This window comes from Azospirillum oryzae (assembly GCF_008364795.1).
Lineage (GTDB): Bacteria > Pseudomonadota > Alphaproteobacteria > Azospirillales > Azospirillaceae > Azospirillum > Azospirillum oryzae.
Genome location: NZ_VTTM01000007.1, coordinates 231639 through 252810, shown reverse-complemented (window position 1 = coordinate 252810; position 21172 = coordinate 231639). Strand labels below are relative to the sequence as shown.

General features: G+C 68.9%; 14 protein-coding genes. 9 read left to right on the top strand and 5 right to left on the bottom strand.

Annotation, left to right across the window (positions count from 1 at the left end; all coding sequences use genetic code 11):
• Nucleotides 1-111: 111 nt before the first annotated feature.
• On the bottom strand, nt 112-4926 hold the full coding sequence (locus FZ938_RS20035) for an NAD-glutamate dehydrogenase (protein ID WP_149200199.1): 4815 nt from the start codon (nt 4924-4926) through the stop codon (nt 112-114).
• Nucleotides 4927-5462: 536 nt separating this feature from the next.
• Between FZ938_RS20035 and FZ938_RS20030 the strand changes: the two genes are divergently transcribed.
• Complete coding sequence (locus tag FZ938_RS20030; protein ID WP_174757511.1) at nt 5463-5717, top strand: hypothetical protein; 255 nt, start codon at nt 5463-5465, stop codon at nt 5715-5717.
• A gap of 5 nt (nt 5718-5722) precedes the next feature.
• Here FZ938_RS20030 and FZ938_RS20025 read toward each other — a convergent pair whose 3' ends face one another.
• Together FZ938_RS20025 and FZ938_RS20020 are read right to left on the bottom strand one after the other, a co-directional pair.
• Complete coding sequence (locus FZ938_RS20025; protein ID WP_149200198.1) at nt 5723-6268, bottom strand: GNAT family N-acetyltransferase; 546 nt, start codon at nt 6266-6268, stop codon at nt 5723-5725.
• Between the two features lie 5 nt (nt 6269-6273).
• The gene (locus FZ938_RS20020) at nt 6274-7515 is read right to left on the bottom strand and encodes an MFS transporter (RefSeq protein ID WP_149200197.1); all 1242 of its coding nucleotides are present in this window, start codon (nt 7513-7515) and stop codon (nt 6274-6276) included.
• 75 nt (nt 7516-7590) lie between these two features.
• On the opposite strand from FZ938_RS20020, the gene FZ938_RS20015 reads away from it, so the two are divergent.
• Both FZ938_RS20015 and FZ938_RS20010 read left to right on the top strand, forming a co-directional pair.
• A complete protein-coding gene (locus FZ938_RS20015) occupies nt 7591-8490 on the top strand; it encodes a LysR family transcriptional regulator (protein WP_149200196.1) in 900 nt (299 codons plus the stop codon).
• Nucleotides 8491-8697: 207 nt separating this feature from the next.
• Entirely contained in the window at nt 8698-11118 is a 2421-nt protein-coding gene (locus tag FZ938_RS20010; RefSeq protein WP_246458015.1) for a PAS domain-containing hybrid sensor histidine kinase/response regulator, read from the top strand.
• Between the two features lie 42 nt (nt 11119-11160).
• Here FZ938_RS20010 and FZ938_RS20005 read toward each other — a convergent pair whose 3' ends face one another.
• Complete coding sequence (locus FZ938_RS20005; RefSeq protein ID WP_085084143.1) at nt 11161-11565, bottom strand: 6,7-dimethyl-8-ribityllumazine synthase; 405 nt, start codon at nt 11563-11565, stop codon at nt 11161-11163.
• Between the two features lie 402 nt (nt 11566-11967).
• On the opposite strand from FZ938_RS20005, the gene FZ938_RS20000 reads away from it, so the two are divergent.
• Nucleotides 11968-13074, top strand: coding sequence for a hypothetical protein (locus tag FZ938_RS20000; protein WP_149200195.1), 1107 nt, complete (start codon nt 11968-11970; stop codon nt 13072-13074).
• A 26-nt stretch (nt 13075-13100) separates the two neighbouring features.
• The gene (locus tag FZ938_RS19995) at nt 13101-14489 is read left to right on the top strand and encodes a hypothetical protein (protein ID WP_246458017.1); all 1389 of its coding nucleotides are present in this window, start codon (nt 13101-13103) and stop codon (nt 14487-14489) included.
• Nucleotides 14490-14502: 13 nt separating this feature from the next.
• On the opposite strand, the gene FZ938_RS19990 is transcribed toward FZ938_RS19995, so the two are convergent.
• A complete protein-coding gene (locus FZ938_RS19990; RefSeq protein ID WP_149200193.1) occupies nt 14503-15510 on the bottom strand; it encodes a bile acid:sodium symporter family protein in 1008 nt (335 codons plus the stop codon).
• A gap of 300 nt (nt 15511-15810) precedes the next feature.
• Here FZ938_RS19990 and FZ938_RS19985 point away from each other — a divergent pair, with 300 nt between their 5' ends.
• The 4 genes from FZ938_RS19985 (at nt 15811) to FZ938_RS19970 (ending at nt 21168) form a co-directional block, all read left to right on the top strand.
• The gene (locus FZ938_RS19985; RefSeq protein WP_149200192.1) at nt 15811-16983 is read left to right on the top strand and encodes an isovaleryl-CoA dehydrogenase; all 1173 of its coding nucleotides are present in this window, start codon (nt 15811-15813) and stop codon (nt 16981-16983) included.
• Between the two features lie 43 nt (nt 16984-17026).
• Nucleotides 17027-18208: an acetyl-CoA C-acyltransferase gene (locus tag FZ938_RS19980; protein WP_149200191.1), complete on the top strand. Its 1182-nt coding sequence runs from the start codon at nt 17027-17029 to the stop codon at nt 18206-18208.
• Between the two features lie 176 nt (nt 18209-18384).
• Entirely contained in the window at nt 18385-19518 is a 1134-nt protein-coding gene (locus FZ938_RS19975) for an acyl-CoA dehydrogenase (protein WP_149200190.1), read from the top strand.
• A 42-nt stretch (nt 19519-19560) separates the two neighbouring features.
• Nucleotides 19561-21168: a carboxyl transferase domain-containing protein gene (locus FZ938_RS19970; RefSeq protein WP_149200189.1), complete on the top strand. Its 1608-nt coding sequence runs from the start codon at nt 19561-19563 to the stop codon at nt 21166-21168.
• Nucleotides 21169-21172 lie beyond the last annotated feature (4 nt).

Genomic DNA, 21172 nt, shown 5'->3' with positions numbered 1-21172 from the left:
AAGCCGGTGCCTGAACGTGCCTGAAAAGGCACCGGCGTTCCGGAAGCCCCGCTGCGCAGGACAGTGCAGCCGGGCCGTCCGAACCGAGGGTCTCCTATTCCTGTGATACCGTTACCCCGCGATCAGGCCGCGCAGCTGCCGATTTGCGACGGCCAGCATGGCGAGATCGACCGCCGGCTGGGCGCGCAGTTCGGCCAGAAGCTGTTCGACGCGCTCCACCACCAGATTGCGGCTGGCGATCCAGGCATCGACCGCGGCGGACTCGTCGCCCTCGCTTTCCAGAACGCGCACGGTGAGCGCGCTCTGGTGGGCGAACAGGTCGTCGACGATGGCGGCGACCGCCTGACGTTGCCAGTGGTTGTCGACCTTGGCGCCGGCGGCGCGGTCGCGCAGCCATTCCAGGCCGAAGCGGCGGCCCAGCCCGAAATAGACCGAGGCGACGCCTTCCACCGCGCGGCCGGTCCGCTCGGCGATGCGCACCAGATCGGGGGCGGCGGCCAGAACCGGCAGGGCGGCGATCCGGCGGGCCAGATCCTCCGGCACGCCCTGGGCGATGGCATCGGCGATGCGGGTGGCGAGGCGGGAGGATTCCTCCTCGTCGAGGAAGCGGTCCAGACCGGCGGCCAAAGCCTCCACCCCCGGACGGAAGGCGGCGGATTCGCGGCCGAGATCCAGCGGATGCGGGCTGTGGGCCAGGAACCACGCCACCGTGCGGTCCAGCAGATGGACGATCTCCAGCATCAGCGCCGTCTGCAGCGCCGCCGGCACAACATTGTCGAGCGCGTCGATGGCGTCCCACAGGGGGCGCAACTGGAACACGTCGCGGGCGATGGCATAGGCGCGGGCGACGTCCGCCGGGCCGAGGCCGGTCTTTTCCACCATGTCGCGGACGAAGGTGGCGCCGACGCGGTTGACCAGGCTGTTGGTGACCGCCGACGCCACGATCTCGCGGCGCAGGCGGTGGCGGAAGATCGCCTCGCGCTGGCCCTCGCGCAGCGGCTGCGGGAAGTAGCGCAGCAGATCCTCGACCGTTGCCGGATCGTCCGGCAGCTCCGACGCCAACAGCTCGTCATACAGCGTGATCTTGGCGTAGGCCAGCAGCACCGCCAGCTCCGGCCGGGTCAGGCCGCGCCGTTCGGCCATGCGCTGGGCCAGTTCCTCGTCGGTCGGCAGATACTCGATGGCGCGGTTCAGCCGGCCGCTGCGCTCCAGGTTGCGGATGAAGCGCGACTGCGCTTCCAGCAGGGCCGGCCCTTGAGCCTCGGCGATGGTCAGGGCCTGGGTCTGGCGGTAGTTGTCGGCCAGCACCAGCCCCGCCACCTCGTCGGTCATGGCGGCCAGCAGGGTGTCGCGCTGCTTCAGCGTCATGTCGCCCCGCGCCATGACGTCGCCCAGCAGGATCTTGATGTTCACCTCATGGTCGGAGGTGTCGACGCCGGCGGAATTGTCGATGGCGTCGGTGTTCAGCTTGACGCCCTTTTGGGCGGCTTCGATGCGGCCGCGCTGGGTGACGCCCAGGTTGGCGCCCTCGCCGACCACCTTGGCGCGGATCTGGCCGCCATCGACGCGCAGCGCGTCGTTGGCCTTGTCGCCGGCCTCGGCGTTCGTCTCGGTCGACGCCTTGATGTAGGTGCCGATGCCGCCGAACCACAGCAGGTCGACCTCCGCCGTCAGCAGGCGGCGCATCAGCTCCACCGGCGACAGGTGGGCCGGTTCGATGCCGAAGCGGGCGCGGACCTCCGGCGTCAGCTCCACCGTCTTGGCGCTGCGCTCGACGATCATGGCGCCCTTCGACAGCTTGGAGCGGTCGTAATCGGCCCAGGAGGAGCGGGGCAGGGCGAACAGCCGGTTGCGCTCCTCCCAGCTGATCGCGGGGTCGGGATCGGGGTCGAGGAAGATGTGGCGGTGGTCGAAGGCGGCCAGCAGGCGGATGTGGCGAGACAGCAGCATGCCGTTGCCGAACACGTCGCCCGACATGTCGCCGACGCCGACCACGGTGAAGTCGGCGGTCTGGATGTCGGTGCCCATTTCGCGGAAATGGCGCTTCACCGATTCCCAGGCGCCGCGGGCGGTGATGCCCATCACCTTGTGGTCGTAGCCGGCCGAGCCGCCCGAGGCGAAGGCGTCGCCCAGCCAGAAGCCGTGATCGACCGACACGCCGTTGGCAATGTCGGAGAAGGTGGCCGTGCCCTTGTCGGCGGCGACCACCAGATAGGGATCGTCGGCGTCATGGCGCACCACGTCCTTCGGCGGCACGACGGAGCCGTCGGCGGCCAGATTGTCGGTGATGTCCAGCAGGCCGCGCATCAGCGTCTTGTAGCACTCGATGCCTTCGGCCAGAGCGGCTTCACGGCCGGCGCTCAAGGGCGGGGGACGCTTGACGACGAAGCCGCCCTTGGAGCCGACCGGGACGATGACGGTGTTCTTCACCATCTGCGCCTTCATCAGGCCGAGGATCTCGGTGCGGAAATCCTCGCGGCGGTCGGACCAGCGGATGCCGCCGCGGGCGACCTTGCCGCCGCGCAGATGGACGCCTTCCATGCGCGGGCTGTAGACGAAGACCTCCACCCACGGACGCGGCAGCGGCAGTTCCTCGATGGAGCCGCTGTCGAGCTTGAAGGACAGATGCGGCTTCGGCGTGCCGTCCGGGGCGGTCTGGTAGGCGTTGGTGCGCAGCGTGGCGCGGATCAGGTTGACGAAGCGGCGCAGGATGCGGTCGTCGTCCAGATTGGTGACGGCGTCCAGCGCATCCTCGATCTGCTCCAGGACCGGCGTTTCGTCGGACAGGTTCTTCGGGTCGAAGCGGGCGGCGAACAGACGGGCCAGCAGGCGGGCGGTCTGCGGATGGGCCGACAGCGTCGCCTCGATGGTGTCCTGGGCGTAGGCGAAGCGGGCCTGCTTCAGGTACTTGGCATAGGCGCGCAGCACCGTGACCTCGCGGCCCGCCAGCCCGGCGCGCAGGACCAGGCGGTTGAAGCCGTCATCCTCCATCCGGCCGTCCCAGACGTCGGCGAAGGCATCCTGGAAGGTCTGCTTGACCTTGACGCAGTCGACCGGCTGGCCGGTCTGGGTGCGGGCGGCGAAATCATGGATCCAGACCGACGGGGCGCCGCCGGCGGGCCGCACCTCGTAGGGCTGTTCGGTGATGACCTTCAGGTCCATGTGCTCCAGCATCGGCAGCACGTCGGACAGCGGCACCGGCCGGCCCTGGTGGTAGATCTTGACGTGCAGCTCGTCGCCGTCGGCCTCCAGCGGGTGGAACAGCACGATGCCCAGGCGCTGTTCGGAGAGCGCACGTTCGATGCGGTCGATGTCGTGGACGGCGGTTTCCGCCGTGAAGGTCTCGCGGTAGCCGACCGGGAAGGCGTCGGCATAGCGGCGCAGCCGGGCGTTGCCGGTCTCCTCGCCCATCGCTTCGACCAGCGCGTCGCGCAGCCGGTCGGCCCAGCTGCGGGAGACCTGGACCAGCCGCGATTCGATCTCGCTGATGTCGACGGCGGGGATCTTGCCCGGCTCCGTCTTCACCATCAGGTGCAGGCGGGCGAGCGCGCTGTCCGACAGCTGGGTGAAGTAGGAGGCGCAGGTGCCGTGGAAGGCGGTTTCCAGCACCGACTGGATCTTGCGGCGCAGCGCGGTGTCGTAGCGGTCGCGCGGCACGAAGACCAGGGCGGAGACGAAGCGTTCGAACGGGTCGCGGCGGACGAACAGGGCGAGCCGCTGGCGTTCCTGCAGGTGCAGGATGCCGACCGCCGTTTCGAACAGCTCGTCCGACGGGGTCTGGAACAGCTCGTCGCGCGGGTAGGTCTCCAGGATGTTCAGCAGCGCCTTGCCGTCATGGCCGGCCGGGTCGAAGCCGGCGCGGGCCATGACGCGGGCGACCTTGCGGCGCAGGAACGGGATCTCGCGCGGGCTGCGGTTGTAGGCGACGGAGGTGAACAGGCCGACCGCCAGCGTGACGCCGACCACCTTGCCCTGGTCGTCGAAGCGCTTGACCAGGATGGCGTCCAGCGGCACCGAGCGGTGCACGGTGGCGTGGCGGGTGCCCTTGGTCACCAGCAGCGCGCGCGGCTGGCGCAGGAAGGCGCGGATTTCCTCCGGCAGCACGGCGGCGTGGCCATGCTCGTCGAACACGGTGATCTCGGGGTTGCGCAGCACGCCCAGGCCGCTGCCGTCCACCAGCTCCAGCCAGGGCTCCTGCCCCTCGTCGCCGACGGTGGCGATGTAGAGGCGGCTGCCCAGCAGGGTCATGTTGCCGTCATCGACCCAGGTCAGGAAGTCGGCGGCCTCCTTCGATTCCTCGGCGTCGGGGGCGTTGGCGATGTCGGTGCGGGCGCTGCGCACCCGCTCGCGCATCGGCGTCCAGTCCTCCACGGCGGCACGGACGTCGGCCAGCACCCGCTCGATCCCCTCGCGCAGGCGGGCCTGGGCGGCCGGGTCCGACAGCGGGTCGATGGAGCAGTGCATGAAGGATTCGTCGCGGGCGCCGTCCTTCTCCTCGCCGGGCTCCAGCAGCTCGACGATGCGGCCCTCGGCGTCGCGGACGACGCGGGTGACGGGATGGATGATGAGGTGGACGGTGACGCCCTGCCGGTTCAGCTCCGCCGTGACGGAATCGACCAGGAAGGGCATGTCGTCGTTGACGATCTCCACCACCGAGCGTTCGGTCTGCCAGCCATGCTCGTCCAGCCGCGGGGCATAGACACGCACCTTGGGTAGGCCGGGCACACGCTGCTGGCCCCACTGCCACATGGCGAGAGCGGCGCCGTAAAGCTGTTCCGGCGTGCCGCGCAGCAGGTCGTCGGGGGGCACGTTGGCATAGAAGCGCTTCACGAAGCGTTCAGCCCGCGCGTTCGGAACCCGGCTGCGCACCAGCTCGGCCAGCTGTTGCCGCAAGTCGCCCGCCAGATCCTTCGTCGCCGTCCGCATGATGGTGGATGTCTCCTCTCGGGGTTTTCTTTGGATTGGTAGTACCACCCCACAAACAACATTTCGACGGCAAATAAACGGCAGGAGCCCTGACCAAGCGGCGATCTGCCCCCCTTTCGGGGTATTTCTCCAAAGATTCGGACAATCCAGTGACATGTCCGCCAAATTTATCCATAGCGCGTTCACATCCCCGGCACAGAAGATGCCGCGGCAAAGGCGCACAGCGCCCATCCGCCGCATCCGGCGGTGGTCCGGCGGCGGGGCGGGACGGGGGAAGGCCGACTCGATTCGGTGAGACCGCTCTTTCGCCGACAAATCGACGGCAAGCCGGGGAATGGCGTGGAAATAAGGTCAGCATGACTGACCGATTGGCGTTTTCAAACGCCGCCGCGGCGATTTCCGCAAGGCTGGTGACAGACCGGCGGGGAGGGGTGGAAAGTTCGGCAAATCCCGGCCGCACAGCCGCATTGCGTCGTTCTGCCGCATCGGCCAAGCTGGTCCGGTACGAAGAGGCCGACGGAAGGGGAGGACGGAGCATGGCCCTGCCGGATCGCGGCAACACCGGTCCCGACGACCGAGGCGGTTTCCTGGCCGGGGTGGACCGCCGGCTGCTGGTGGCGGCGCTGGCGCTCGCGCTGCTGACGGTGCTGGCCGTACTGGACCGGCATCGGCCGACGCCGGGATCGGCGCCGCCGGTGGAGTGGCGGCTGCCCACAGTGGAACTGCCGCGGACGGTGCCGATGGCACAGGCGCCAAGCCCGCGCCGGGACGAGCTGCTGGGCGCGGACTGAGCGGATCAGCCGGTCGGCAGGCTGTCGCTTCCCTCGCCCAGCGGGCGTTCCATCAGCACGCCGTCGAGCCAGCGGCCGAACTTGAAGCCCACCGACGGCAGGATGCCGACATGCCGGAAGCCGCAGGCGCCGTGCAGGCCGATCGAGCCGTGGTTGGCGCTGTCGCCGATCGCCGCGATCATCCGGCGGTAGCCCGCCGCCTCGCACATCTCCAGCAGCGGGATCATCAGCGCCCGGCCGATGCCGCGCCGGCCCATGCCGTCGGCGACATAGACCGAATTCTCCAGCGTGAAGCGGTAGGCGCTGCGCGTGCGGTACGGCCCGGCATAGGCGTAGCCGGCCAGCCGCCCCTCGCACTCCGCCACCAGATAGGGCAGGCCGCGGGCCAGGATGTCGGCGCGGCGGCGGGCCATTTCCGCCTCGTCCGGCGGGACCTCTTCGAAGGAGGCGGTGCCGTGCAGCACATGGTGGGCGTAGAGGGCGGTGATGGCGGGAATGTCGGCGTCGGCAGACGCCCGCACCGTGATGGCAGGGCCGATGAGCGAAGACATGAAAATCAACTCCGGTCAGGACGGTCGGCGGGAAGAAGAAAGGCGCAGACGGTCGCCAACCCGCCGCCGACGCCGAGAAGCGCGAACCCCCAGCCCCAGCCGGAACCGCCGGTGCCGCCGGCATGGTCCAGGACCAGACCGACCGCCAGCGGTGCGGCACCGCCGGCGCCGAAGCCGAGGATGGAGCGCACGGCGAGCGCCGCCCCCAGGCTGCCCGGCTCGACCGATTCCGTCATCGCCGTGGACAGCACCGGCGAATCGCCCAGCGCGGAAAAGCCGTAGAGCGCCGCCACCGCCAGCACCAGCGCCAGCGGCATCCCGTCCATCCAGCCGATGGTGAAGGAGCAGGCCGCGCCCAGCACCCCCATCGCCACCAGCACCGCCCGGCGGCCCAGCCGGTCGGATGCGCGCCCCATCAGCAGCGAGGACAGGAAGCCCGAGATGTGGATGGCCCCGGCGATCCACAGCCCGCGCACGCCCGCTCCACCGGAACCGGCGAGGCTGGCGGTGAGGAAGGCCGGCAGCCAGGCCCACATGCCCAGCAGCTCCCAGCAATGGGTGGTGTAGCCCACGGTCAGCAGGAGGGAGCGGCGGTCGGCCAGGAAGCGGAAGGCGCCGCGCAGCCGCCGCGCTCCGCCGCCGGCCACCAGATTGGCCCGGCCGCGCAGTCCCGGCGTGCCGAGCAGCGCCGCCAGCAGCGGCCCCAGCCCGCAGGCGATGAAGGCGGTTTCGTAGCCGAACCGCTCCGACAGGCCGGCGGCGAGCGCGATGGAGCCGAAATAGCCGAGCGACCCCGCCGCCAGCAGCCAGCCCACCGCCGCGCCGCGCCGTGCCGCGGGCACGCCCTGCGCCACCAGCATGATGGACGGGGCGTAGGTGCCGCCCTGGGTCAGCCCCACCAGCGCGAACAGCAGCAGCCCGCTTTCCGCGGAACGGGCGAAGAAGGCGAAGGCGATGCCGGTCAGCGCCGTCGCCCAACTCGCCCACAGGAAGACGCGCTTGGCGCCCAGACTGTCGGCGAACCAGGAGGACCCGACCAGCGACAGGGCATAGCCGACGTTGAAGGCGGTCTGGATCGACCCGGCCTCCCCCGCCGACATGCCCCAGGCCTGCATCGCCGGCCCGAGCGCGCCGGCATAGACCATGAAGGACAGCGAGGTGGCGAAGCGGCTGGCACACAGCAGCACGAGCCAGATCGGTCGAGGAGCGGGGCTGGGGGCGGCGGTGGGGATGGCGGCGGTCGTCATGACCACACCGTCGCGGAGGGCGGATAAAAAGGCAAATTTATTGATTTGATCGGAATCATAAGGAAGACTGTGGGTATGCGCGGCCTGAACCTCGACCAGCTCATCACCTTCGCCACCGTCGTCGAGCATGGCGGCTTCACCGAAGCGGCCGGCCGCCTTGGCCTGACCCAGCCGGCGGTCAGCATGCAGATCCGCAATCTGGAGGAGCGCTTCGGCGTGCGGCTGGTGGAGCGGGTGGGCAAGCGGGCCTTGCCGACCGCGGCCGGGCGCGACCTGCTGCCCTACATCCGCCGGCTGCGCGAGGAGATGGAGGCGGCGGCGGTCGCCATGGGCCGCCACCGCGCCGGGCAGGTCGGGCGCGTGCGCATCGGCACCGGTGCCACCGCCTGCATCTATCGGCTGCCGCCGATCCTGACGGCGTTGCGCAGCGCCCATCCGGGGCTGGAGATCATCGTCGTCACCGGAAATACGCCCGACATCCTGGACGCGGTGGAGGGCGGATCGCTCGATCTGGCGCTGGTCACGCTGCCGGCCGGCCGTCCCGGCCTGTCCATCGAACCGGTCTGTGCCGAAGAGCTGGTCTGTGTCGGCCCCGGTGGCGACCCTTGCGACGCCGCCCGGTCTCCGGCGCCGGGAGTCGCCCCGGCGGCGCTGGCCGATCAGACGCTGATCCTGTACGAGCGCGGCGGGACCATGCGCGCGGTGATCGACGGCTGGTTCATGGCCGGCGGCATCCAGCCGCGCCCGGCGATGGAACTGGGCAATGTGGAGGCGATCAAGAACCTCGTCGCCGCCGGGCTGGGCCGGTCGATCCTGCCGTCGGTCACCGTTGGGAGTGCACAGGATTGCGACCGCTTCGCAGTTCAGCCACTGATGCCGCCATTGATCCGCAAGTTAGGGTTGGTATTGCGGCGTGACAAAGTACGCGATGCGGGTGTGCGGGCGATGGTGAAGGCGATTACCGATATGCGGTAACTGCATCAATTAAATTTCGCACGCTGAACATCATGCGGAATATTGCTTTTGGAAGGTTTACAGAGGCTTTAGGCAATGCGCACTCTCGCCAACTGAGACTTTCGTTTTTCTTGGGCGGCTATGACCAAGCAGCAGTCTGTCCCGAACGAGTCCGCCGGCAAACGAATGGAAGGCGGGCGGGGCCGGGATGCCCAACCCGACGCCGGATTGGCCTCCGGGCCGGCCTCCGGACCCGACGCGAAACTGCTGGCGCGGCTGAAGGAGCTGGAGCGCGAGAATGCACGGCTGCAGACGGCGCTGTCCACCGCCTGCACCGGCTGTGACGACCTGCTGACGGTCACCGCGCTGAACGAGGATCTGCGCACCGCGTTCAATGCGCTGGAACGCAGCCGCGCCGCCCATGCCGACAGCGAAAGACGGCTGCGTGCCATCCTCGATAGCGCCACCGGCCACGCCATCCTGACTTTGTCGCCGTCCGGCCGGGTGACCAGCTGGAATCCCGGCGCCGTCCGCATCCTGGGCTGGACGGAGGACGAGGCGCGGGGGCAGCCGGTCGACATCCTGTTTGCGCCGAAGGAGGTCTCTGCGGGCGTGGCGGACGCGCTGCGGGTGCGGGCGCTGGCCGAGGGCCGCATCCAGGAGGAGCGCACCTTCCGCCATCGCGACGGCTCCGCCGTCTGGGGGGCGCTGACCATCCTGCCGCTCCAGGGCGACGAGGACGGCTTCCTGTGGATCCTGCATGACCGCTCCGACGAACGGCGGATGGAGGAGGCCATCGCCGATGCGCGCCGGCGCGCCACCGACATCCTGGACAGCATCGACGAGGCGCTGGTGGCGCTGGACTGCGACTATCGCGTGATCTACCAGAACCGCCGCGCCGAACAGCTCGACCACCAGTCGCTGTCGGTGATGCGCGGCCGCCGCCTGTGGGAGGTGTGGCCCCAGCTCGCGGGCTCCGACTTGGAAGCACTGTGCCGCAAGACGATGACGGAGCGCCAGCCGACCAGCATCGAAAAGCGCTTCGACGGCGAAGGCACCACTCTGTGGCTGGAAATCCGCTTCCTGCCGACGGCGGAAGGGGTGGGCTGCTTCTTCCGCGACATCACCATGCGCAAGCGGGCGGAGGAGGAGGCCCGCGCCTCGCACGAGCGGGCGGTGACGATCCTGGAGAGCATCAGCGATGCCTTCTATGCGGTCGACCACGACTGGCGCTTCACCTACATCAATCGCAAGGCCGAACAGCTCTGGGGCCGGTCGCGCGACACGATGCTGGGCCGCCGCCTGTGGGAAGTCTTCCCCAAGGCGTTGGGAAGCGAGTCGCTGGAGGCGCAGAAACAGGCGGTGCGCGAAGGGCGGGAGATGACCGTGGAAGTGGTGTCCCCCGTGCTGGGCTATTGGGTGGAGGTCAGCATCTATCCCAACGCCGACGGGCTGTCGGTCTATTTCCGCGACATCACGGTCCGCCGGCAGGCGCAGCAGGCGCTGTTGCAGGCGAAGGAGACGGCGGAGGCGGCCGATCTCGCCAAGGGCAAGTTCCTGGCCGCCGCCAGCCACGACCTGCGCCAGCCGCTGCAGGCGCTGCTGCTGTTCGTCGACGTGTTGAAGCCGCATGTCCAGGGCAGCCAGGGCGCCAACGCGCTGATGCATCTGGGACGCGGGCTGGATGCGCTGAAGGAACTGCTGGACAGCCTGCTCGACATGTCGCGGCTGGATGCCGGCGTGGTCCAGCCGAACATCGAGAATGTGCCGGTCGCGCCGCTGTTCGACCACATCGCCGCGTCGTATCGGCCGGTGGCGGCGGCGAAGGGGCTGGAACTGCACGTCTCCTCCTGCAACGCCGCCGCCCGCACCGACCGCACGCTGCTGACCCGCATGGTGCGCAATCTGGTGGAGAACGCCCTGCGCTATACCGAGAGCGGGCGGATCGACATCGAATGCCGCCGGGCCGGCGGGCGGCTGCTGATCGAAGTGCGCGACACCGGCATCGGCATCCCGCCCGACCATCTGGAGCGCATCTGGGAGGAGTTCCACCAGGTCGGCAACCCGGAGCGCGACCGCAACCGCGGCCTGGGTCTGGGGCTGGCCATCGTGCGGCGGCTGTCGCAGCTGCTGAACCATCCGGTGGACGTCCAGTCCAAGCCGGGGCAGTGGACCAGCTTCGTCATCGCCCTACCGCTCGGCCGCACCGTCGAGGCGCCGGCGACCGCGGCGGAGGCGGCGACGGCCGGTCGGGGCCGCTTCGCCGTGGTGGTCGACGACGACGCCATCGTGCTGCTGGGGCTGGAGACGATCTTCCGCGAATGGGGGTACGAGGTGCTGGTCGCCGGCTCCGAGCAGAAGGCGGTGGAGGGGCTGAGCCGCAAGGGCCGGCGCCCCGACCTGATCGTCGCCGACTATCGACTGCGCGAAGGGCAGTATGGGACCGACGCGGTCGCCCACATCCGCGCGCTGTACGACGCCCCCGGCAAGCCCCCTTCCCCCGGCCCGATCCCCGGCCTGATCCTGACCGGCGAGACCGGCCCCGACTGCGAACGCGACGCCGCCGCCCATGGGCTGGGCATCATCCACAAGCCGGTGACGCCGCGCCAGTTGAGCCACGCGCTGGGTGAGCTGCTCGGGGGGACGTGACGGTTTCGCCGCCGTCCGTCCCTCCGGCGGGGCGTGAGTGCCTCAGCCCTGTTCGATCAGGTCGGCGCAGGCGTCCACCGCGGCGGCGGCGTAGGGGCGGATGCGCGGCGGAATCTGCGACGGGTTGATCCCCGGCCCGAGGATGCCGACGCCGACCGGCTTCATGAACTGAAGCTGCAGGTCGATCAGGCTGGAGATGACGGCATGGCCCATGACGTTGCCGTGCTCGGTCTCGCCCCGCTCGATGATGCCCAGCGCCACGGCGCCGGCGACGTCGTCGCGCATCAAGAGGCGCTTGATCGCCAGCGGCTTCTCCATCGAGCCGGGAACCCAGACCTCCGCGACGATGCCGAGGCCGCGGCGGGCGGCGACGGTGCGCGCCTCGTCCAGCATCTCTTCCACCTCTTTGCGGTGGAACCGTCCGAGCACGATGCCGATGTTGCTCACCCTCTGCTTCTCCCATGTTCGCGGTGTCATCTTCGCCCAAACTGTCGCGTCGCCGCGCAAAGCGCAAGGGGCGTCGCGCGGTGCCGATGGCGGCTTGGGCGGTATGGAGATTTCCCATCGGCTTTATAAAGTTGCGCGGGTAATTCCCGCCGCATTGCTGAGACGGCCAAGCTGTCGCGGAGGTAGCCCAAGGAAAAACTCCTATGGACAGGCTCGGTCTCCTTGCGCGAACTGTTGCCGAGTGCGACAGGCCGTCGCACTGCGCTACAATTCAGCACAAATTGGTCGCCGCCGCTTTTCTTACGACCATGTAATGATGAGGGCGTGGCGTTTGCGACGGGCCTGGAGGGCTGGGACGTCGCCGGCGCAAGAGAACGACCAGGCGAATCCGGAACGGCAATCATGTTGAAAGGTGCGATCGAATACGCGCCGTCGACCTTCGAGGAGCGGGGGGCCGCGGTGGCCTTCACCACGCCGCTGCTGTCCCAGACCCGCGTGCGCCGCGGCGAGCGGTCGAAGCTCGAGGTGCTGATCCCCAGCCTGTCGCAGGGCATGGGCATCTATGTCGTCGCCTGGAAGGCGGTGCCGGACATGGTGTCGATGACCATGCACGACCGCTATCTGCACGACCTGATCGTGAAGGAGGATGCCTGCTCCCCGCATGAAATCCGCCGGGCGACGCTGAAGGCGGCGCGGCGCGGGCTTGCCGGGCCGCAGGCGGCGCAGGCCGCCCGCCGCGCCCTGGAGGAGGACGAGGAGCAGAGCACGCTGACCCACTACCTGCTGATCCTGGCGATCCTGAAGGCGGTGGGTCTTGAATCGCCGGAGATGCTGAAAGCCGGCATCGACACCGACGAGGGCCAGCGGCTGACCCGGCAGCTGATGACCCGCGCGGCGGAAAGCCTGAAGATGGATGCCACGCTGCTCTATTCCCGGCTGGCCGACATCGCCGCGGTCACCGCACCGGTGGGGCTGGCGCGCTCGCCCAGGCCGGGGCGGCTGACGCGCGGGCTGAACGACCTGAAGGCCTTCCGCGACAGCATGACCGGCTGGGCGAACGACGTGCCGAGCGACGCCGCCCCGGTGGCGCAGTTCTGCGCCGAGGTGGCGCAGCACACCATCGCCATCGGCGACAAGGTTCTGGGCGACTTCCACCGGCGGGTGGAGGCCATCGGGCCGTTGATGCGCGATTGGGACAGCGAGATCGTCCGCGTGCGCGCCCAGGCCGGCCGCATGGCGTGGCTGCTCGACGGCTGGAGCCACATCACCGGGGCGTGGGAGGTGGCGCAGGCCGAGGACCACCACCAGCAGGCGGCGACCGTCAACGACCTGTTCCGCATCCTGCCGCTGCTGCCACGCAAGGAGTCGAGCCGCGATTTCGTCGAGGATGCCAAGCAGGTCAAGCTGGCTCACCGCCGCTCCGTCCGCATGCTGGAGGACTGGCGCACCGGCCAGATGGACATCGACGCCATCCGCCGGATCGAGGCGGTGAAAGCGCGCGTGCCATGACCGGCGGGGCGGAGAAAAAGGGGCAGGTGGACCGTTTGCCGGGGCTGGAGACCCGGCTGTTCGACATTCCCGAGGACAAGTTCATCGAGGTGGTCCGCCTGCTGGAGCGGGTGCGCGACCATCCCGACGTGCGCCAGACCTTCGCCGCCATCCGTCCGCGGCTGGTCCAGGTGCGCCCCAACCGCCGCCCGACGCTGAAACGCGTTCTGTGCATGCCGTTCGAGGATGTGCTGGAAAGCTTCAGCGGCGTCGACGTGCCGCTGGGCCGCATCGAGCGGCGGGTGATCGACCCGGTGTGGAAGCTGGTGACGGAGTGCGGCGACACCGCCCTGATCGACCAGCTCGACCGGCAGGTGCAGGAGACGGCGCCCGGCAATCTCAACGCGCTGCGCAACATCGGGCGCCGGCTGTGGCCGATGGCCGCCCAGGCCATTCGGGGGGCGGTGGAGCAGGACGGCGCCCGGCATGCGCTGTGGCGCGTGCTGCATGGCGACGAGGATCTGCAGCGGCAGGTGCTGGACGTCGCCGCCTTCCTGGAGATCGGGCTGACGGTGGAATCGCTGAAGGACGCGCTGGTGCCGAAGCCGCTGCCGGCCTTCGAGGACGAGCATGTCGGCGTCATCGAGCAGGCGGTCCAGGCGGTGGCGCGGCAATCCACCGGGCTGGTCTATTACCTGCTGCTGGTCGCCGCCTCACGCATGGCGAACCCGGCCGACCTGCTGACGGTGCTGAACGATCTGGATTTCGGCAAGGCGCGGTGCGAGCAGCCGGTGATCTTCGCCCAGCTGAGCGGGCTGGTGGTCACCAATCTGGAGGAACGCTCGGCCCGGCTGGACGGCAACGGCTACAGCGCCGGACCGGGCGTGGCCGCCGCCGCCATCGCGCCGGAGGAGGCCATCGCCATCGCCGAACGGCTGGTCGCCAGCGTCAACACCACTTCCGCCGTCATGGATTTCCTGGCCGAGCCGGTCTATCGCGAACGGCTGGAGGCGGTGAAGACGGCGGTGCGGACCATGGTGACCGGCACCGTGCTCGACACCGCGTCCGGCGGCATCCTGACCGCCGTCGCGGCCCCGGCCGGGAATGGCCGCCCTGCCGCGGTGGACGAGGACGCCCAGGCGGCGGCCGAGGACCACGCCCGCGCGCTGCGGCGCTGCGAGGGGCTGGCCGACGCGCTCGGCCTGCACGAGCCGCTGAAGACCGCGATGACGTCGATGGAAAAAGGACTGATGGCGCGGGCGCACGCCCTGCTGGCGCAGTATCCCAAGGCGGCCGGCGACCCGGACGATGCGGAAACGGCGGAGATCAACCTGTTCTACGCCCTGCGCCTGCTGGAATTGGTCGCCGGCCCCGCCAAGGCCGACCAGCTCCGCACCGCCATCATGGCCGCGACCGGAGAGTTCGCGGAGGAGTAGGGGGAAGGGGCGATCACGACGTCGCCGGCAGGGCGTCCCTCGCCTCGTCCTTGGCCGCGCTCTCGTCGGCGTAGCGGCGGGCCAGGACGGCGCCGACCATCAGCTGGATCTGGTGGAACACCATCACCGGCAGCAGAACCAGACCGGCGGTGGCCGGGGCGAACAGGACGCCGGCCATCGGCACGCCGCTGACCAGCGATTTCTTGGAGCCGCAGAAGACGATCACCGCCTCGTCGGCGCGGGAGAAGCCCAGGCGGCGGCTGAGCAGCGTCGTGCCGATCAGGAAGACGCCCAAGATGGCGCAGTCGATCAGCACCACCATGCCCAGCGCCGACGGCGGCACCTGATGCCACAGGCCGTTCACCACCGCCTCGCTGAAAGCGAGATAGACGACCAGCAGGATCGAGCTACGGTCGGTAAACCGCAGCATCGTCTTGTGCCGCGCCGCCCAGGCACCGACCCAGCGCCGCAGCAGTTGCCCGGCGACGAAGGGCAGCAGAAGCTGCGCCGCGATGGTCTGCAGCGTGTCGAGCGACAGCGCCGCCCCCTGCACCTTCAGGAACAGCGCCACCAGCAGCGGCGTCATCAGGATGCCGGAGATGTTGGACAGGGTGGAACTGCACACCGCAGCCGCCACGTTGCCCCGCGCCATCGAGGTGAAGGCGATGGAGGACTGGACGGTGGAGGGCAGCAGGCAGAGGAACTGCACCCCGATCGCCAGGGCCGGCGGCAGCAGGCTGTGCGGCAGCGTTTCCACCACGGCCCAGCCGATCAGCGGGAAGGCGACGAAGGTCAGGCTGAAGATCAGCAGATGCAGGCGCCAATGCGCCATGCCCGCCACCACCTCTTCCCGCGGCAGCCGGGCGCCGTGCAGGAAGAACAGCAGCGCGATGGCCGCCTCCGCCAGCCAATGCACGCCCTGGGCGAACTGCCCATGCACCGGAAGAACGGTCGCCAGACCGACGGTCGCCACCAGGGCCATGGTGAAGCCGTCCAGGTTCGGGCGAGGCACGCGAATCATTGGTTGGTCCCCCAAATCGATGGTGCTGGCCGGACATAACGCCCTGGCTTCTCTTATAACGGCCTTCCCCAGGCTGGAATACAGTATTCAACATGCATGGCAGCCTTGAAAAGATTGGGGAAAATCGGCGCACCCCCGGTTTCTTCCACGATGCGGAAACGTGCGGCAGATGTGCGGCGGGGCCAATCCCCTGAAGCTCAATGGGTTTTCGGCCGTCTCAGCTTCCCCCTTGCCACCGGCCTCGCCATACGGTAACGTATGGTCAAAGAACGGATGATTTCCCAGGGGAGCGATACGTCCATGCTGTCCAACCAGTACCCCAGCCTGAATTTCGACCTCGGCGAGTCGGCCGACATGCTGCGCGATTCGGTGCGGAGCTTCGCCGCCAACGAGATCGCCCCCCGCGCCGCCGAGATCGACCACACCAACGAGTTCCCAAACGAGCTGTGGCGCAAGATGGGCGACCTCGGCATCCTCGGCGTGACGGTCGAGGAGGAGTATGGCGGCGCCGGCATGGGCTATCTGGAGCATGTCGTGGCGATGGAGGAGGTGTCGCGCGCCTCGGCCTCGGTGGGCTTGAGCTACGGCGCGCACTCCAACCTCTGCGTCAACCAGATCCGCAAGAACGGCACCGAGGATCAGAAGCGCCGCTATCTGCCCAAGCTGATCTCCGGCGAGCATATCGGCGCGCTGGCGATGTCGGAGCCGAACGCCGGGTCGGACGTGGTGTCGATGAAGCTGCGGGCCGAGAAGAAGGGCGACCGCTACGTCCTGAACGGCACCAAGATGTGGATCACCAACGGCCCCGACGCCGACACGCTGGTGATCTACGCCAAGACCGACATCAACGCCGGTCCGCGCGGCATCACCGCCTTCCTGGTGGAGAAGGGCTTCAAGGGCTTCTCGGTGGCGCAGAAGCTGGACAAGCTGGGCATGCGCGGCTCCAACACCGGCGAGCTGGTGTTCGAGGACTGCGAAGTGCCGGAGGAGAACATCCTGGGCGGCGTCGGCCGCGGCGTGAACGTGCTGATGTCGGGCCTCGATTACGAGCGCGCGGTGCTGTCCGGCGGCCCGCTCGGCATCATGCAGGCCTGCATGGACGTGGTGATTCCCTATGTCCACGACCGCAAGCAGTTCGGCCAGTCCATCGGCGAGTTCCAGCTGATGCAGGGCAAGCTGGCCGACATGTACACCATCATGAACGCCGCCAAGGCCTATGTGTACGCCGTCTGCAAGGCCTGTGACCGCGGCGAGACCACCCGCAAGGACGCCGCCGCCGCCATCCTGTTCTCCGCCGAAAAGGCGACCTGGATGGCGCTGGAGGCCATTCAAACGCTGGGGGGCAACGGCTACATCAATGAGTACCCGACCGGCCGCCTGCTGCGCGACGCCAAGCTCTACGAGATCGGCGCCGGCACCAGCGAGATCCGCCGCATGCTGATCGGGCGCGAACTGTTCAAAGAGACCGCGTAAAGCGGTTCGGCAACAAGGCATCGAGGGAAAGGGACCGACCACCATGACCGACAGCATCGTCATCGCCGCCGCCGTCCGCACGCCGATGGGTGGCTTCCAGGGCGACCTCATGGGCCTGACCAGCCCGCAGCTGGGCGCCGTCGCCATCCAGGCGGCGCTGGAACGCTCGGGCCTCGCCGCGGATGCGGTGGACGAGGTGTTCATGGGCAACGTGCTGTCGGCCGGTCTGGGCCAGGCCCCGGCGCGTCAGGCGGCGCTGGGTGCCGGGCTGCCGAAGGGGGTGGGCTGCACCACCATCTCCAAGGTCTGCGGCTCGGGCATGCGGGCGGTGATGTTCGCCCATGACGTCATCAAGGCCGGTTCGGCCAAGGTGGTGGTGGCAGGCGGCATGGAGAGCATGTCGAACGCCCCCTACCTGCTGGACCGCGCCCGCGCCGGCTATCGCATGGGCCACGGCAAGGTGCTGGACCACATGTTCTTCGACGGTCTGGAGGATGCCTACGAGAAGGGCCGCCTGATGGGCACCTTCGCCGAGGAATGCGCCAGCAGCTACAACTTCACCCGCGAGGCACAGGACAACTATGCCATCGAAAGCCTGAACCGTGCCCGCAAGGCGGTGGAGGACGGCTCGTTCAAGGCAGAGATCGCGCCGGTTCTGGTCAAGGGCCGCAAGGGCGACACGCTGGTCGACACCGACGAGCAGCCCGGCAAGGGCGATCCGAAGAAGATCCCGACGTTGAAGCCGGCCTTCGCCAAGGACGGCACGGTGACGGCGGCCAATGCCTCTTCGATCTCCGACGGCGGCGCGGCACTGATCGTCACCACCCGCAGCGAGGCGGAGAAGCGCGGCCTGCGCGTGATCGCCGAGATCAAGGGCCATTCCAACCACGCCCAGCAGCCGGCGCTGTTCACGACGGCTCCGGTGGGCGCGATGCAGAAGCTGTTCGAGAAGGTGGGCTGGTCGGCCCGCGATGTGGATTTGTTCGAGATCAACGAGGCGTTCGCCGTGGTGACCATGGCGGCGATGCGCGATCTCGACCTGCCGCACGACAAGGTGAACGTCCATGGCGGCGCCTGCGCGCTCGGTCATCCGATCGGGGCTTCGGGCGCGCGGATCCTCGTGACGCTGCTGGCGGCGCTGGAGAAGTACGACCTGAAGCGCGGCGTGGCGTCGCTGTGCATCGGCGGCGGTGAGGCTACGGCGATTGCGGTGGAGCGGGTGTAAGGGGGGGCGCTTGCCCCCTCCCTAACCCTCCCCCGCTTCGCGGGAGAGGGGACTGCCGCCGCTTCGCATTATGTGTCGCCGCCAAGCATCCTGCCCCCTCTCCCTCGAAGAGGGGGAGGGATGGGGAGGGGGCACAGCACGCCACCAACAAAAACCATCGCCCGAGGAAACGCCCGATGCACCTGACCGAAGAACAGACCATGGTCCGCGACATGGCCCGCGCCTTCGCGCAGGACCGGCTCGCGCCGACCGCCGCCGAGCGCGACCGCAGCGGCGCCTTCCCCAAGGCGGAACTCGCCGAGATGGGCGAACTCGGCCTGATGGGCATGCTGGTGCCGGAGGAGTTCGGCGGCGCCGCCACCGACCATGTCGCCTACGCGCTCGCCATCGAGGAGATCGCCGCCGGTGACGGTGCGGTCTCCACCATCATGAGCGTGCACAATTCGGTCGGCTGCATGCCGATCCTGAAGTTCGGCAGCGACGCCCAGAAGGACCGCTTCCTGAAGCCGATGGCGCGCGGCGAGATGCTGGGCGCCTTCTGCCTGACCGAACCGCAGGCCGGGTCCGATGCCTCCGCCATCAAGACCCGCGCCCGGCGCGACGGCGATCACTGGGTATTGAACGGCACCAAGCAGTTCATTACCTCCGGCTCGCAGGCCGATGTCGCCATCGTCTTTGCGGTGACCGACCCGGCGGCGGGGAAGAAGGGGCTCAGCGCCTTCATCGTGCCGACGGACACGCCGGGCTATCAGGTGGCGCGGACGGAGGAGAAGCTGGGACAGCACTGCTCCGACACCTGCCAGATCGTGTTCGAGGAGTGCCGGGTTCCGGCCGAGCTGATGCTCGGGGCCGAAGGCGCCGGCTACAGGGTGGCGCTGGCGAACCTTGAGGGCGGGCGCATCGGCATCGCCTCGCAGTCGGTCGGCATGGCGCGCGCGGCGCTGGACCACGCTATCCGCTACGCCCAGGAGCGCCAGAGCATGGGCGTGCCGATCATCCAGCATCAGGCCATCGCCTTCCGCCTCGCCGACATGGCGACGCGCGTGGAGGCGGCGCGCCAGATGGTGCTGCATGCGGCATCCTTGCGCGATGCCGGGGTGCCCTGCATGAAGGAAGCGGCGATGGCCAAGCTGTTCGCCTCCGAGATGGCGGAGAAGGTCTGTTCCGACGCCATCCAGATCCATGGCGGCTATGGCTATCTGAATGATTTCCCGGTCGAGCGCATCTATCGCGACGTCCGGGTCTGCCAGATCTACGAGGGCACCAGCGACATCCAGCGGCTGGTCATTAGCCGCGCGCTCGTTCAGTAACCCATTCAGCAATCAAGACCGCCAAACCGGGAGGAAGACGGCATGACCGTCCTGAAGAGCGCCCTGAACGCGCGCTCCGCCGAGTTCCAGGCCAACGCCGACGCCATGCAGGCCCTGGTCGACGATCTGCGCCGGAAGGTCGCCGCCATCCAGCAGGGCGGCGGCGCCAAGGCCCGCGACAAGCACCTCGCCCGCGGCAAGCTGCTGCCGCGCGAGCGCATCCGCCAGCTGCTCGACGTTGGCTCGCCGTTTCTGGAGCTGTCGCAGCTTGCCGCCGACGGGGTCTATGCCGAGGACATCCCGTCCGCCGGCATCATCGCCGGCATCGGCAGCGTCGCCGGGCAGGAATGCATGATCGTCGCCAACGACGCGACGGTGAAGGGCGGTACCTATTACCCGTTGACGGTCAAGAAGCACCTGCGGGCGCAGGAGATCGCGCAGCAGAACAACCTGCCCTGCATCTATCTGGTCGACAGCGGCGGCGCCAACCTGCCGAACCAGGACGAGGTCTTCCCCGACCGCGACCATTTCGGCCGCATCTTCTACAACCAGGCCAACATGTCGGCCGAGGGCATTCCGCAGATCGCCGTGGTGATGGGAAGCTGCACCGCCGGCGGCGCCTATGTCCCGGCGATGTCGGACGAGGCGATCATCGTCCGCAACCAGGGCACCATCTTCCTGGGCGGCCCGCCGCTGGTGAAGGCGGCGACCGGCGAGGTGGTGTCGGCCGAGGATCTGGGCGGCGCCGATGTGCATTCCCGCACCTCCGGCGTCACCGACCATTACGCGATGAACGACGCCCATGCGCTGGCGATGGCGCGCCGCGTGGTGTCGAACCTGAATCGCGCCAAGCACATCGACCTCGATCTCCGCGAGCCGGAGGAACCGGCCTTCGACCCGCGCGAGCTGTACGGCGTCATCCCCAGCGACGCCCGCAAGCCCTTCGACGTGCGCGAGGTGATCGCGCGGGTGGTCGACGGTTCCCGCTTCGACGAGTTCAAGCCGCTCTACGGCACGACGCTGGTAACGGGCTTCGCCCATATCTTCGGCTATCCCGTCGGCATCATCGCCAACAACGGCATCCTGTTCAGCGAATCCGCCCTGAAGGGCGCCCATTTCGTCGAGCTGTGCTGCCAGCGCCGCATCCCGCTGGTGTTCCTGCAGAACATCACCGGCTTCATGGTGGGCCGCAAATACGAGGCCGGCGGCATCGCCAAGGACGGCGCCAAGCTGGTCACCGCGGTCGCCTGCGCCAAGGTGCCGAAATTCACCGTCATCATCGGCGGCAGCTATGGCGCCGGCAATTACGGCATGTGTGGCCGCGCCTACAGCCCGCGCTTCATGTGGATGTGGCCGAACGCCCGCATCTCGGTCATGGGCGGCGAGCAGGCGGCCGGCGTGCTGGCCCAGGTCAAGCGCGACGCCATGGAAGCCCAGGGCAAGCCGTGGTCGGCCGAGGACGAGGAGGCGCTGAAGGCGCCGATCCGCGCCCAGTTCGAGCGCGAGAGCCACGCCTATTACGCCAGCGCCCGGCTGTGGGACGACGGCATCATCGACCCGGCCGACACCCGCATGGTGCTGGGCCTCGGCCTGTCGGCCTCGCTGAACGCGCCGGTGCCGAAGACGCCCTTCGGCGTCTTCCGGATGTGATGGG